Origin of the sequence: Amphiplicatus metriothermophilus, assembly GCF_900199215.1 — a bacterium.
In the GTDB taxonomy this organism is placed as follows: domain Bacteria; phylum Pseudomonadota; class Alphaproteobacteria; order Caulobacterales; family Parvularculaceae; genus Amphiplicatus; species Amphiplicatus metriothermophilus.
Window position 1 is genome coordinate 1 of sequence record NZ_FZQA01000011.1, and the last position, 13227, is coordinate 13227.

13 protein-coding genes and 1 tRNA gene are annotated in these 13227 nt (G+C 65.0%); 5 read left to right on the top strand and 9 right to left on the bottom strand.

The window, feature by feature from the left end; genetic code table 11:
* Positions 1–510 precede the first annotated feature (510 nt).
* Positions 511–1086, top strand: coding sequence for a hypothetical protein (locus tag CHB64_RS14690; protein ID WP_143266039.1), 576 nt, complete (start codon positions 511–513; stop codon positions 1084–1086).
* Positions 1087–1302: 216 nt separating this feature from the next.
* Here CHB64_RS14690 and CHB64_RS14695 read toward each other — a convergent pair.
* A tRNA-Asp gene (locus tag CHB64_RS14695) sits at positions 1303–1379 on the bottom strand.
* 299 nt (positions 1380–1678) lie between these two features.
* On the opposite strand from CHB64_RS14695, the gene CHB64_RS14700 reads away from it, so the two are divergent.
* Positions 1679–3670 (top strand): elongation factor G, encoded by a 1992-nt coding sequence (locus CHB64_RS14700; RefSeq protein WP_089413389.1) that lies wholly within the window; start codon positions 1679–1681, stop codon positions 3668–3670.
* 38 nt (positions 3671–3708) lie between these two features.
* On the opposite strand, the gene CHB64_RS14705 is transcribed toward CHB64_RS14700, so the two are convergent.
* Positions 3709–4746, bottom strand: coding sequence for an NADP-dependent oxidoreductase (locus CHB64_RS14705; RefSeq protein ID WP_089413390.1), 1038 nt, complete (start codon positions 4744–4746; stop codon positions 3709–3711).
* Between the two features lie 247 nt (positions 4747–4993).
* On the opposite strand from CHB64_RS14705, the gene CHB64_RS14710 reads away from it, so the two are divergent.
* Positions 4994–5356, top strand: coding sequence for a hypothetical protein (locus tag CHB64_RS14710; RefSeq protein WP_089413391.1), 363 nt, complete (start codon positions 4994–4996; stop codon positions 5354–5356).
* Positions 5357–5493: 137 nt separating this feature from the next.
* On the opposite strand, the gene CHB64_RS14715 is transcribed toward CHB64_RS14710, so the two are convergent.
* From CHB64_RS14715 to CHB64_RS14740, 6 genes are all read right to left on the bottom strand, one after another.
* The gene (locus CHB64_RS14715; RefSeq protein ID WP_089413392.1) at positions 5494–6402 is read right to left on the bottom strand and encodes an alpha/beta hydrolase; all 909 of its coding nucleotides are present in this window, start codon (positions 6400–6402) and stop codon (positions 5494–5496) included.
* A gap of 2 nt (positions 6403–6404) precedes the next feature.
* The gene (locus CHB64_RS14720) at positions 6405–7427 is read right to left on the bottom strand and encodes a fumarylacetoacetate hydrolase family protein (RefSeq protein WP_089413393.1); all 1023 of its coding nucleotides are present in this window, start codon (positions 7425–7427) and stop codon (positions 6405–6407) included.
* A 12-nt stretch (positions 7428–7439) separates the two neighbouring features.
* Positions 7440–7922, bottom strand: a complete 483-nt coding sequence (locus CHB64_RS14725) for a hypothetical protein (protein WP_089413394.1) — start codon at positions 7920–7922, stop codon at positions 7440–7442.
* 135 nt (positions 7923–8057) lie between these two features.
* On the bottom strand, positions 8058–8375 hold the full coding sequence (locus tag CHB64_RS14730; RefSeq protein WP_089413395.1) for an antibiotic biosynthesis monooxygenase: 318 nt from the start codon (positions 8373–8375) through the stop codon (positions 8058–8060).
* Positions 8376–8405: 30 nt separating this feature from the next.
* Positions 8406–9098: an SDR family oxidoreductase gene (locus CHB64_RS14735; RefSeq protein ID WP_089413396.1), complete on the bottom strand. Its 693-nt coding sequence runs from the start codon at positions 9096–9098 to the stop codon at positions 8406–8408.
* Between the two features lie 18 nt (positions 9099–9116).
* Complete coding sequence (locus CHB64_RS14740; RefSeq protein WP_089413397.1) at positions 9117–10250, bottom strand: homogentisate 1,2-dioxygenase; 1134 nt, start codon at positions 10248–10250, stop codon at positions 9117–9119.
* 183 nt (positions 10251–10433) lie between these two features.
* Between CHB64_RS14740 and trxB the strand changes: the two genes are divergently transcribed.
* Positions 10434–11384 (top strand): thioredoxin-disulfide reductase, encoded by a 951-nt coding sequence (gene trxB / locus CHB64_RS14745; RefSeq protein WP_089413398.1) that lies wholly within the window; start codon positions 10434–10436, stop codon positions 11382–11384.
* Between the two features lie 126 nt (positions 11385–11510).
* Positions 11511–12035, top strand: coding sequence for a peptide-methionine (S)-S-oxide reductase MsrA (msrA, locus tag CHB64_RS14750; protein ID WP_089413399.1), 525 nt, complete (start codon positions 11511–11513; stop codon positions 12033–12035).
* Between the two features lie 7 nt (positions 12036–12042).
* Here the strand turns inward: msrA and CHB64_RS14755 are convergent, their stop codons facing one another.
* Positions 12043–13167 carry an anhydro-N-acetylmuramic acid kinase gene (locus CHB64_RS14755; RefSeq protein WP_089413409.1) on the bottom strand — a complete coding sequence of 375 codons (1125 nt, stop codon included), beginning with the start codon at positions 13165–13167 and terminating at the stop codon, positions 12043–12045.
* Positions 13168–13227: the final 60 nt, after the last annotated feature.

The window sequence follows — 13227 nt, forward strand, 5'->3', positions numbered from 1 at the left end:
TCAGAATGCCAATGATCTGTTCTTCGCTGAACCTGCTGCGCTTCATCGTCCGTCTCCTCTGTCGAGGAACAGACTAACCTCAGAGTGGGGAGGTTCCAGGGGAGCAGGTCAAATCGCTTACGCGCTACACGAGCAAGAAAGACCCAGATTTCAAGTTCTCGATCGCGCGTCTTGAGGGCGGCGAATATGTGTTTCTAGGAAACCTGAACAACACGAAAATCGAAGCCATCGAAGGTGTCGAGTCTATCACTCTTCTGGAGATAACTCCTTGGGGCAATATCAATACAACCGCGATAGCGCGAACGTCGCGAGACGGCGTTCATAAGGCAATTCATTCGCGCAACACATTTACTGTGGGGCAGATAATTCCATCGCAGTTCGTGCTTGATTGTAGAGCCCGCGAATAGCAAGCAAGCGCAGGGTGCTGGACCGCGCCGGGATTGCCGGAGGCTCCAACTCTTGAAAAGCAGCCGCTTCGCCATGACAGGGGGGCTTGGAATGGATTCTTCGATGCTCTTTTGGACGCAGGTGTCGGCGATTGGACAAGCCGTCGGCGCTCTTGCCACGGCTGCGGCGGTGATCGTCGCTCTTTGGATCGCTCTCTCGGAGCGTCGCCCGAACATCAAGCTGCGCGCGGGACTACGACTGATAATTCCGGGAGATGGATCGCCAGCGACGGACGTTGTCGCATTCGAGATTGAGAACCGCGGGATGCGCACCGTGCGTATCTCGGGAATAGGCTGGCAAACGGGGTGGACAAGGCGCGGGCCCGACTGGCTCAGGCAACAGCTTGCCCTTCAGAACCCTAATTCGTATTCCCCTTCACTGCCTTTCGACTTGGCTCCGGGCCAGCGGCTGACGGTGTATGTCGAGCCAAGCTCTCTTGGGAAGACCAATATCGAGTTCTTCACACGCAAGCTTCCGTTTCAAACGATGCGAAAACCTGCAAACGTCCGCGCGGTAGCGCACTTGGTCGCCTGTAAGTCGGTGATCGTGAAAGTAGAGAAACCACTGTCGGAGTTCTTGGCGACAGGGAAAATCGAGCGTGGCGCGGCTCGCTTCAATAAGCGAGCCGCGGCCGCATAGTTGGTGACCGCCGCATAGCCAGTCTGTTTTACCGGCGCCTGCGCACGCCTTCGCGCCGAACGCGGTCCCGCCGGCGATGGTTCAGCACCTTTGCCCGAGCATGCCTGAAATGGACCGGTGTTGATTCCGGTTGCTTACCCTGTGCTTACCCAGCAGCTTCATCGCCAAATAACCGGGAACCCAGCCCACGTATCTAATTGATTTTCTGGAATAAAATGGCGCGAGTGACGGGGCTCGAACCCGCGACCTCCGGCGTGACAGGCCGGCGCTCTAACCAACTGAGCTACACCCGCGCGCGCCCGAAAGGACGAGGCCCTTTCGAGAGGATCGCGGTCTAGGATAGCCGCTGCGTTCCGTCAAGCCGATTCCCACAGACGCGGCGTCGCGGGCGCGCGGCTTCGGGCCGGCGCGCCGCCGCGGGCGCCGTTTCCTCCCTGACCAAAATAAGGATTGAACCAGCCGTGCTGCGGGAGTTTGATATGAAAGGATCGTTATTGGACGAGCGCGCCCGGCGGGTCTTCCCTGCCCGGAAGCGAGCGGCTCTCCGGGCAGGGCGGGCTTTGCGCGCGCCGCTGGACAGGGAGAGTCATCCATGAGCAAAGGCGCCCGCTGCGCGGTCATCGTAGGCCCCCAGGGCGCCGGCAAAACGACGCTTCTGCGCGCGCTGATCGAGCGCGCGGGGCGCGGCGCGCCGGCGCTCGACGCGAGCCAGGAGTCGCAGGATTTCGGCTCTACCACGGAGCCCAATCTCACGCGCTGCGCCTATCTCGGCGACGACTGGGCGTTCATCGACTGCCCCGGCTCGGTCGAACTTCTGCAGGCGAGCTTCGACGCCATGGCCGCCGCCGACATCGTGATCCTCGTCGCCGACCCCGATCCTGACCGCGCCGCCGCCCTCAGCCCCTTCTTCAAGTTTCTCGACGAGCGCCAGATTCCGCACGTCCTCTTCGTCAACCGGGTCGACGAAACGAGGGTGCGGGTGCGCGCGCTGCTGCAGGCCCTTCAGACCTATTCCGACCGCCCGCTGGTGCTGCGCCAGGTCCCCATTCGCGATAAGGACAGGATCGTCGGGGCGATCGACCTCGTCAGCGAGCGCGCCTGGAAATACCGCGAAGGCGCCCCGTCCGAGCTCATCGAAATTCCGGAGACGGAAAAACCCGTCGAGAGCGAAGCGCGCGAGGCGATGCTCGACACGCTCGCCGATTTCGACGATGGCCTGCTCGAGCAGATTCTCGAAGACAAGATTCCGCCGAGCGACACGCTGTTCAAACTGATGGCCAAGGAGCTCGAGGAGGACGCCTTCGCGCCGGTTCTGATGGGCTCGGCCGCGCACGGCAACGGCGTCACGCGCCTGTTCAAGCTTCTGCGCCATGAAGCGCCCGAACCTGCGAAGACCGCCGAGCGCCTCGGATTTTCCGGGCCGGGCGAGACGATCACCTCGGTCATCCGCACCATGCATCTTCCACATGTTGGAAAGATCTCCGTCGCGCGCGTCTGGAAAGGCGCGATCCGCGACGGCGACAGCGTCAATGGCGGGCGCGTTTCCGGGCTTCTTGCGCTCAACGGCGAAGCGCGCGAGAAACGGGTCGAGGCGCGCGCCGGCGACATCGTCGGCCTGCCGCGGCTTGATGCGCTAGCGAGCGGCGATCTCCTCATCGACGGCAGGATTCATAAAGGCGACGCCGCGGTCGCAGCGCTCGCGCCGGTTTACGCGCTGGCGATCCGTCCCAGGAACGAGCGCGACGACGTGCGCCTTTCGACGGCCGTCGCGAAGCTGATCGAGGAAGACGCTTCGCTCTCGACCGAGCGGCGCGCCGACACCGGCGAGTTCGTGCTCAGGGGCCAGGGCGACATGCACCTGCGCCTCGCCGCAGCGAAGCTGAAGAACCGCTACGGCGTCGAGATCGAGACGACCCTGCCTCGCCCGTCCTATCGCGAGACCATCCGCGCGACCGCCGATCATCACGCCCGCCATAAGAAGCAGACCGGCGGGCACGGACAATTCGCCGACATCAAGGTCAAGATCAAGCCGCTGCCGCGCGGCGCGGGCGTCGCGTTCGACGAGACCATCCACGGAGGAGCCGTGCCGAAGCAGTTCATTCCCGCCGTCGAGGCCGGCGTGCGCGAGGGCCTGCAATGCGGCCCGCTCGGCTTTCCGGTCGTAGACGTCGCGGTGACGCTTTATGACGGCCAGCATCATTCCGTCGACTCGAATGAAATGTCATTCAAGCTCGCGGGGCGTCAGGCGATGCGCGACGCGTTGCCAGACTGCCAACCAGTGCTGCTCGAGCCGATTTACCACACCGTCATCCATTCCCCGCGCGATCATACGAGCAAGGCGCATGCGGTGATTTCATCCCGGCGAGGACAGATTTTGGGCTTCGACGCCCGTCCTGGCTGGCCGGGCTGGGACAGCGTCACGGCGATGATGCCGGAGTCCGGCCTTCACGATCTCATCATCGAATTGCGGTCGCTCACCCAGGGCGCGGCGACCTTCGAGGCGAAATTCGATCACTATCAGGAGCTTTACGGCAAGGACGCTGACAAGATCGTCGAGGAGCGCAGACAGGCGCTGACGCGCTGAACAGTCAGATTGACGTGCGCGTACGAGCCCCGTCCGGGTCAAACCTTGTCCGGACCGACTCGCACCACCGCCTTGCCGATATTCTCGCCCCTGAACAGGCCGAGAAAAGCCTCCGGCGCTTTCTCGAGCCCTTCGTACACGGACTCGCGGAACTTCACCTTGCCCTGCGCGAGCAGCGGGGCGACCTCGGCAGCGAATTGCGGCGCGAGATGCATGTAGTTCGACACGATGAAGCCCTGCGCCAGCAGGCTGCGCGCGACCATGTTGACGAGATTGGGCGGACCGGGCTCCGGCTCTGAGAGATTGTACATGGCGATCATGCCGCACAGCGCGATGCGCCCGTGAAAAGCCATGCAGTTGAGCGCGGCTTCCAGATGCATGCCACCGACATTCTCGAAATAGCAGTCGACGCCCTTGGGCGCGGCGGCGGCGAGCGCCTTGGTCAACGCGCCGGCGCTATCGTAATTCCTGTAGTTGAGCGCGACGTCGACGCCGGCTTCCTTCTCCAGCCATTCGCATTTTTCCGGCGAGCCGGCCGAACCGACGACGCGCATGCCGCGCAGCTTGCCGAGCTGACAGACGAGCGAGCCGACCGCGCCGGCCGCGCCGGAAACGAAAAGGGTCTCGCCCTCCTTCGGCTTGAGGATCTGGGTGAGCCCGGACCAGGCGGTAAGGCCCGGCATGCCGAGCACGCCGAGATAGGCAGACAGCGGCGCGATTCCCGCGTCGACTCTGGTCAGGCCGTCGCCCGGGACGACGGCGTATTCGCGCCAGCCGCCCTGAAAGCCGACGATGTGATCGCCGGGCTTGAACTTGTCATGCTTCGACTCGACGACCTCGCCCACCGCGCCGCCGTCAAGCGGGTCCTCCAGAGTGAATGGCGGGATGTAGCTCTTGATGTCCGGCCGCATGCGCCCGCGCATATAGGGATCGACCGACATCCAGATGACGCGCATCAGCACTTCGCCGTCCTTGAGGGCGGGCAAATCGATCTCGCGCAGCTCGAACTGGTCCGGACTCGGAAGACCCTTGGGAAAGGACTTCAGGAAGATCGCTCTGGTCTTGCTCGGCGCCATGAATGGCCTCCTCACGTTCGAAATTCGCAACCGGTTGCAGCCACACTAAGCGCGCCATCGCGCCGGCGCCAAGCGCAAGAGGCAGCGCGGGCCGGCGCGCCTTGAAAAATCCGGCGCCCGTTCGCCCAAATTCGCCCAGCTGGCGCCCCATTCTCGCCTTGGAGGCCCGTCAGTCTGCGCCATGAGACGACATTCGGGGCGCACGTAGCGTATCGGGTTCCCGCCCCCAACCGGAGGAGAACGACCGATGAAACCCATGCTGATCGGCCTAGCCGCCCTCGCCCTCGGCGCTGCCGGCTGCCAGTCCACGGGCGAAGGCGCGCTGTACGGGGCCGCGATCGGCGCGGCCGGCGGAGCGGCGGCGGGCGAGATTTTCGCCGGTCGGCCCGGCAAGGGCGCGGCCTATGGCGCGCTCATCGGCGCCGCGCTCGGCGCCTATGAAGGCTGCTCGCGCGCCGGCACCTGCTGGGGCCGTGCGCGCGAGCACGGCCATCGCCGCTACGACCGCTATGCGGGGCGGTATTATTACGAAGACCCCTATTACGGCGACACCTATTGGGAGGACGGCTCCTTCCGCAGCTATGGCGACCGCCGCCCGCCGCGCTACTAGCGCGCAGTGATCCGCCGGCCGCGCGCCGGCGTATCGCTGAGGCAACCTGGGGGATTCAGGGCCCGCGTGCGTTCGTTCGCGGGCCTTGATCTTTTCGCAGGCCCCTACCCTCACGCAAGGGCGGCGGCCCGGAGGCGCTACGGCGAGGCCGCCGCTGCGAGGCGTCGGACGATGAACTCCGCGCTTTCTCTCACGCTCGCCTTCGCCTCCGGAATGAGCGGATAAAAGAGGGGCCAGACATGGGCGAGCCCCTCGCGCGGACGGAAGTCGACATCGACTCCGGCGGCTTTCGCCTTCTCGGCGAGGCGCGCGGAATCGTCGAACAGCATTTCCGTCGTGCTAGCGAAGACCAGCAGCGGGGGCAGGCCCGACAGATCCGCGTAGAGCGGCGAGACGCGCGGGTCCTTGCGGTCGAGCGCGCCGGCGTAGCGCGCGGCGCCTTCGATGATTGAGTCGCGCTGAAACATCGCATCGGCGCGCGCGTTGCGATTTACGGACTCGCTGGTCGCAGCCAAATCCGTCCACGGAGAGTAAAGGACCGCGCCGGCGGGAAGCGGCCCGCCGCGCGCCTTCAGCGCCAGCATCACCGCGAGCGCGAGGCCGCCGCCTGCGGAATCGCCCGCCACGACGATGGCGGCGGGGTCCCGCCCTTCCCCGACAAGCCAGTCGAAGGCGGCGACCGCGTCCTCGATCGCCGCGGGACAGGGATGCTCCGGCGCAAGGCGGTAATCCAGCGAAAACAGCGCGCGCCGCGAAGCGCGCGCCAGCGCAGTCGTCAGCGGTCGGTGGGTGCGCACCGAGCAGAACACATAGCCGCCGCCGTGAAGATAAAGGATCGTCCCCGGCTCAGGGTCGTTCGGGCGCTGCCATTCGCCGCGCACCGAGCCCTTTTCGACCGGATCGAGCGCGACATCGCCCAATCGGACCGGCAGGACGCGTTTTTCCATCCATGCGCGCAGGGTCTCCGGGTCCATTTCATGCAGCCGCATCGGCTTCATGACGAGGCGCAGATAGCGGTTGAGAAGTCGGGCGCGGATGGAAGGCATCTCTATGCGCTCCTGCGCTCATACTTCGCCACTTTCTGATCGATCCGCCCAAAGATCGACCGCCCCTTCGCGTCGAGCATCTCGATCTCGATCCGATCGCCGAATTTGAGAAAAGGCGTTTTCGGCGCGCCATGCTGGATGGTCTCGATCATGCGGATCTCGGCGATGCAGGAATAGCCCGCCCCGCCTCCTTCGATCGGCTTGCCGGGCCCGCCGTCCAGCTTGTTCGACACCGTGCCCGAGCCGATGATCGAGCCGGCGCACAGGGGCCGCGTCTTCGCCGCATGAGCGATGAGCCGGCCGAAATCGAAGGTCATGTCAACGCCGGCGTCGGCGCGGCCGAACTCCTTGCCGTTGACCCGCACGAGCAGCGGCAGATGGAGCTTGCCTCCGTCCCAGGCCTCGCCCAGCGCGTCAGGCGTGACGGCGCAGGGACTGAAGGCCGAGGACGGCTTCGACTGGAAGAAGCCGAACCCTTTCGCGAGCTCTCCGGGGATGAGCCCGCGCAAGGAGACGTCGTTGACGAGCATGACGAGGCGGATAAGCTCGCGCGCTTCTTCAGGACTCGCGCCCATCGGCACGTCGCCGGTTACGACCGCGACTTCCCCTTCGAGGTCTATGCCCCAGCCTTCGTCCTGAGCCATGAGAATATCGTCGCGCGGACCGAGAAAAGAGTCCGAGCCGCCCTGATACATAAGCGGATCGGTCCAAAAGCTCTCCGGCATTTCCGCGCCGCGCGCCTTGCGCACCAGTTCGACATGATTGACATAGGCGGAACCGTCCGCCCACTGATAGGCGCGAGGAAGCGGCGAGGCGCAGTCGCGCTCATGAAAGCGCTCGACCGGCGCGGCGCCGGCTTCGAGGCTTTGCGCGAGCTCGCGCAGGGCCGGCTCGCAGCACTCCCAGTCGTCGAGCGCGGCCTGCAGGGTCGGCGCGATACGGCTCGCGTCCGTGCAGCGGGTGAGGTCGTTGGAAACGACGACGAGCCGGCCGTCGCGGCCGGCTTTCAATGAGGCGAGTTTCATGCGCGCTCCCGGTCAGGAGACGGGCCCGAGCGCCTTGCCCAGACGACAGAAGAGCCCGACGGTTTCCTTCCGCCGGAATATAGCGAGGATGAGCGCGGCCGCAACGAGATTGACGCAGGCCGCGAGGAACAGCCCGCCGCCGTCGTTATTCGGATCGATCCCAAGCGGCGTCCACAGATGAAAACTCACCGCGCCCAGCATGATGAACAGGCCGATGAGCGCGCCAAGGCCCTGAAGATGCGCAAGGCGAGGAATCATGCCTGCGACTAGCAGGAGCGAGGCGACGAGCTCCGCCGAGCCGATCACGTACTGGCTGAACAGCCCTGTCTGCGCAAACAGGCCCGGCGCGCCGAGCGCGGCGGCCCAGGCGTCGAGCTTGCCGAAGATCGTCTGCGTGTTGGGGTGGTTCGCGAACTTGTAGCGCAGGCTGTCGAGAAACACGACGGCCATGAACAGCGCAAGCGCATGGGGCGCGAGTCGCCTGATGGTCTGCATGAAACATCTCCCGCCGGATTGGCCGCCGCGAAGCGGCCAGCGCCCGATAGCACTCGTCGCCCTTCCGCGCGAAGCAAGACGCGCGCACGGATCATCACGATCGCGCGTGCACGGAGCGCGGACAGCCGCCTCCGCCTATTGATCGCGCGCGCCGAAAACTTCGTAATGGGCCGAGCGCGCGTCGAAACGCTTCAGGACCGCTCGCGCGGCGGCGGGCACATGGGCCATTTCGTAATCATCGCCGGCGAAGCGCTTCACCGCCTCGATATCGTCGAACCACATGATGGTGGCGAACTCGACCTCATCGCCGAGATCGCGCCGCATCATTTCCATGCGGCGGAACCCTTCGATGCGCCGCGCTTCGATCGCGGGGATCACTTCCTGCGTCAGGACGCGCTGATAGGCGTCAGCGTTCGCCCGCGTCGTCCAGCCTCTCCAGCAGCGGCAGATCATGATCCCTCCTGACCTTCGGCTCTGCGACAATCACCAGTCGAGCTCTCGTCCGTCCCAGCTCAAAAATCGACCGCTGTCGCTCATGCGGTATTTGGCGATGCGCCGGCGCATCTCGCGCACCGTGTCGGCGGCGTCCTGCGGCGCGGAAGGCCCGCCCATATCGGTGCGCACCCAGCCAGGTGAAAGGGGCGCGCAAATGATTCCATCTGTCCTGAGATCGTTGGCGAGCGCCCGGCAGATCATGTTGAGCGCAGCCTTGGAGGCGCGATAGGCGTAATAGCCGCCGGAGGCGTCGCTGATCGAGCCCATTCCTGAAGTGATCGCAATGAACTTACCGCGCGCGGTCTTGAGATTGGGATAAAAAGCGTCCGCCAGCCTGAGCGCGCCGAGGGCGTTCGCCGACATGGTATAGGCGAACGCCTCATAATCGATGTCGCCGAGCCGATGCTGGCGGTCCCCGCCGAAATAGCCGGCATTGGCGATGACGACGTCGACGGGCGCCTGCCCGACCGCGCGCGCGAAGGCGCGCACGGAAGCATCATCGGTCACATCGAGCGGATGAACGGAGAGCCCGCCGTCGGACTCCTTCGCCGCCTGGTTCAATTCGTCCGCCTTCTCTGGATCGCGCGCGCCGGCGAAAACGCGCGCTCCGTCGGCCGCATACTGCCTGGCGAACTCGAGCCCGAGCCCGCGATTGGCCCCGGAGATAACGACGGCGGTCATGGTTCGCTGTACTCCTGTTTACGCGCCGCCCTTCCACGAATCCACATAGTCGGCGACCTCCGCCGCCGCGGCGCCTTCGCCGATGTCGAGCGGGTCGCGCGTATCTATCATCACGGCGTATTCGTCCGTCATCGGCTTTTTCTGCTCGAACATGTTTCTGAGCGCCTTGGGGTGCGGCCCATGGGTGAAGCCCGAAGGATGGAACGTCATCATGCCGGCGGCGATATTGTCCCGGCTAAAGAAGTCGCCGGCGTGATAGAACAGCACCTCGTCATAGTCGTCGTTGTTGTGGAAGAACGGCACCTTGATCGCGCCTGGATCGGTCTCGAAGGGCCGGGGCGCGAAGGTGCACACGACGAAGCGGTCCGAGATGAAGGTCGTGTGCGCCGAGGGCGGCACATGATAGCGGTGGCTCATGATCGGCCGGATGTGGCGGATATTGATCCGCACCGGCGAAAGCTCGCCGTGCCAGCCGACGACGTCGAGAGGGTTGTACGGATATGTTGCAATGGAGACTGCGCCGCGTTTCTTGATCTCGACGCGCGTCTCGCCGTCCTCTTCCTGATGCCCCTTGAAGACGTCGTCGATCTTCGGCGCGTCGAGCATCGCCGGGTCGAAGATGGCGTGTCCGCCAAGCAGGCCTTTCTCGGGCAGCGCGTAATGGGCGTTCGTCGCCTCGACCATGAGGATCGCCGCGCCCCGCCGCGGCGCGAGTCGCCACATTGCGCCGCGCGGCAGCACGATATAATCGCCCGCCTCGAAGGCGAGACGGCCCCAGTCGCAGAACAGATCGCCCTCCCCTTCGTGCACGAACAATAGCTGATCGCCGTCGGCGTTGCGCGCGAGCGCCGGCATCGGCGCGTCGAGCTTCCAGAAGCGAATCTCGCAGGCCCTGTTGCGCAGCACCAGCGGCGCGGCCCACGGGCTCGCCGTCGCTTCGTCGAGCGCCGCGAGATTGAACGCGCGCGGGCGCAAGGGCCCTTCGAACTTCACCCAGCCGGTCGGCGGGCGGCGATGATACATGAAGGCGGCCGGGCCGAAGAATCCCTCCTTGGAGATTTCGCGCTCATAGGTTCCTTCGGGCAGGTCGGCGTGGGCTTGGCGCGAGGCGCGGCCTTCGACGCGGGAGACGGTGATCCACTTCTTCGCCATGACGGGCTCCCAAGGCGGCTCAATTAGTAACATTTGTTACCATTTTGCCCGGGCGGCGGCAAGCCGGCCGCTTTTCCCCGCCCCCGGGCTTTGGTAACGGCTTCGCGAGAGCGTCGCCCGGCGCCTTGCGAAGACGGAAGGCCCGGCCCAAATGGCTGAAACCGAAAATGGAGGGTGCATTCCATGAAAACGCGCGTGCTGATACTGGGATCGGGCCCGGCGGGCCTGACGGCGGCGATCTACACGGCGCGCGCAGGGCTTGAGCCCGTTATCGTCCATGGGCTGCAGCCGGGCGGGCAGATGACCATCACCACGGACGTGGAGAACTATCCGGGTTTCGCCGACGTCGTCCAGGGGCCGTGGCTGATGGAGCAGATGCAGAAGCAGGCCGAGAATGTCGGGACGAAATTCGTCGACGACATCATCGTCGAAGTCGACCTGTCGAAGCGGCCCTTCGCGCTCAAGGGCGATTCCGGGGAGACTTACGAGACCGACGCGCTCATCATCGCCACCGGCGCGCAGGCCAAATGGCTCGGCCTTGAGTCCGAAAAGAAATTCCAGGGCTTCGGCGTGTCGGCCTGCGCGACCTGCGACGGCTTCTTCTATCGCGGCAAGGACGTCGTCGTGGTCGGCGGCGGCAACACCGCCGTCGAGGAAGCGCTTTACCTGTCGAGCCTGGCCAAGTCTGTGACGCTCGTTCATCGACGGGACTCGCTGCGCGCGGAGAAAATCCTGCAGGACCGCCTCTTCTCAAAGCCGAATATCGAGACGATCTGGGACCACGTCGTCGATGAAATTCTTGGCGCGGAAGACCCGCTCGGCGTCACCGGCGTGCGGCTCAGGCACGCCAGATCCGGCGAGACGCGCGAACTCAATACGGACGGCGTCTTCATAGCTATCGGCCACAAGCCGGCCACGGATTTGTTCCGTGGCCAGATCAAGATGAAGGACAACGGCTACATCGTCACCGCGCCCGACTCGACGGCCACGGACATCGAAGGCGTGTATGCAGCGGGCGACGTGACCGACGACGTCTACCGCCAGGCCGTGACGGCCGCCGGCATGGGCTGCATGGCTGCGCTCGAGGCGGAGAAATTCCTCGCCGGACGCGAGTTCGGCGCGCATCATTATTAGCGCCTAGTGCGTAGTGAATAGTGCGTAGATCTCGGCGAGATTTCTTATCTCGGATTCATGCCCGATCTTGCGCCCCGCACTTACGCACTACGCGCCAATCTCTGCTCACGCTGAAAGAGGCGAACGATGTCTGAAACTCGCAAAACCGAAATCGCCATTCTCGCCGGCGGCTGCTTCTGGGGCGTGGAGGACCTCTTCCGCAAGCATGCGGGCGTCGTCGACACCGAAGTCGGCTACACTGGCGGCGACCTTGAAAATCCGACGTACAACGACGTGAAGACCGGCAAGACCGGCCACGCCGAAGCGATCCGCATCGAATACGACCCGCGGAAGACGAGCTATCGCGAGCTTCTGGAGTTCTTCTTCCAGATCCACGACCCGACAACCCTAAACCGACAGGGAAACGACATCGGCGCGCAATACCGCTCGGCGATCTTCTATCTCGACGACGAGCAGAAGCGCATCGCCCGCGAGGTGATCGCCGACTACGAAAAAAGCGGCATCTTCCCTGACGGCATCGTCACCGAAGTGGTCCCGGCCGGGCCTTTCTATCGCGCCGAGGACTTCCACCAGGACTATCTGATAAAATATCCCGAGGGCTACACCTGCCACTTCATCCGCCCGGAATGGGCGCTGAAAAGGCGCGCCTGAGGCAGGCCTATAGCGGGGCGCGGTGGAAGACCCCGCCGGTCATGGGCCGGGGGACGCGGGTCGTTTTGGGAAAGCTCAAGGGCAGCTTCTTGAGGCTTCTGACAGCGAGATAGGCGAAGCATTCCGCCTCAAGATCGTCGCCGCGCCAGCCGACATTTTCCGCGACCAGCGTCGGCGCATCCAGCGCCTTCTCCAGCGCCTCCATCAGCGCGGGATTGCGCCGCCCGCCTCCGCACACGATCCATTCGCCCGGCGGCGACGGCAGGAACTTCTCGCAATCGCGCACGCAGGCCGCAGTAAAGGCGGTGAGCGTCGCCGCGCCGTCGGCGACGGAGAGATCCAACACCGGATCAAGCTTGAAGTCGTAGCGATCAAGCGATTTCGGCGGCCGGCGGCGCAGATAGGGATTCAGCAGCATGTAGCGCAGAACATCCGTATGCACCCTTCCCCGCCGGGCGAGCGCGCCGTCCTCGTCCATCGCCTTTCCCGTCTTGAGCTCCATCCATTCGTCGATAAGGCCGTTGCCAGGCCCGCAGTCGAAGGCGACGATCCCGCTTTCCGCGCCGTCCGCCGGCGCGTAAGTCACATTGGCGACGCCGCCGAGATTGAGCACGCCAACGGCGTGATCGCGCCCGAGCGCGCGCGCCAGGGCGGCGTGATAGACCGGCGCGAGAGGGGCGCCCTCCCCGCCCGCGGCCACGTCCGCCGAGCGGAAGTCGCAGACGACACCGATCTTCGTCTCCTCCGCAAGCACGCGTCCGTCGCCAATCTGCCAGGTGCGGCCGGTGCTTTCCGGCGATCGGGCCGGGCGATGCAGGATCGTCTGGCCGTGAAAGCCGATGACGTCGATGGCGATCCGCCTGATCCCCGCCTTCTCGAGCAGCGCCTCGACCGCGGCGACATGGGCCATGGTCACCTCGCGCGCGGCCTTGCCGATATCGGCCGCCCCGTCGCGCCCTTCGAGCGCGGCCTTGATCGCCCGCCGGATCCAGATCTTCAGATCGCGGTCATAGGGAATGTGGAGCGCGGCGCCGGGCTCCACGACGTCAAGACCGTCGGTCCTGAGGATCGCCGCATCAACCCCGTCGAGCGAGGTGCCGCTCATCATGCCGATCGCCGTCATTATGCTCATAAGCTCCATCCCGGTCGCCGCTCCCGATTATCCGACCGCCGCGACCGGATCGTAAAGGCC

Bases quoted from the DNA above. Each gene is read 5' to 3' on its own strand.
- CHB64_RS14700 (WP_089413389.1), top strand. From the start codon at position 1,679: ATGAGCAAAGGCGCCCGCTGCGCGGTCATCGTAGGCCCCCAGGGCGCC.
- CHB64_RS14705 (WP_089413390.1), bottom strand. From the start codon at position 4,746: ATGGCGCCGAGCAAGACCAGAGCGATCTTCCTGAAGTCCTTTCCCAAG.
- msrA (WP_089413399.1), top strand. From the start codon at position 11,511: ATGTCTGAAACTCGCAAAACCGAAATCGCCATTCTCGCCGGCGGCTGC.
- CHB64_RS14740 (WP_089413397.1), bottom strand. From the start codon at position 10,250: ATGGCGAAGAAGTGGATCACCGTCTCCCGCGTCGAAGGCCGCGCCTCG.
- CHB64_RS14725 (WP_089413394.1), bottom strand. From the start codon at position 7,922: ATGCAGACCATCAGGCGACTCGCGCCCCATGCGCTTGCGCTGTTCATG.
- CHB64_RS14735 (WP_089413396.1), bottom strand. From the start codon at position 9,098: ATGACCGCCGTCGTTATCTCCGGGGCCAATCGCGGGCTCGGGCTCGAG.
- CHB64_RS14710 (WP_089413391.1), top strand. From the start codon at position 4,994: ATGAAACCCATGCTGATCGGCCTAGCCGCCCTCGCCCTCGGCGCTGCC.
- CHB64_RS14690 (WP_143266039.1), top strand. From the start codon at position 511: ATGCTCTTTTGGACGCAGGTGTCGGCGATTGGACAAGCCGTCGGCGCT.
- trxB (WP_089413398.1), top strand. From the start codon at position 10,434: ATGAAAACGCGCGTGCTGATACTGGGATCGGGCCCGGCGGGCCTGACG.
- CHB64_RS14715 (WP_089413392.1), bottom strand. From the start codon at position 6,402: ATGCCTTCCATCCGCGCCCGACTTCTCAACCGCTATCTGCGCCTCGTC.
- CHB64_RS14730 (WP_089413395.1), bottom strand. From the start codon at position 8,375: ATGATCTGCCGCTGCTGGAGAGGCTGGACGACGCGGGCGAACGCTGAC.
- CHB64_RS14720 (WP_089413393.1), bottom strand. From the start codon at position 7,427: ATGAAACTCGCCTCATTGAAAGCCGGCCGCGACGGCCGGCTCGTCGTC.
- CHB64_RS14755 (WP_089413409.1), bottom strand. From the start codon at position 13,167: ATGAGCATAATGACGGCGATCGGCATGATGAGCGGCACCTCGCTCGAC.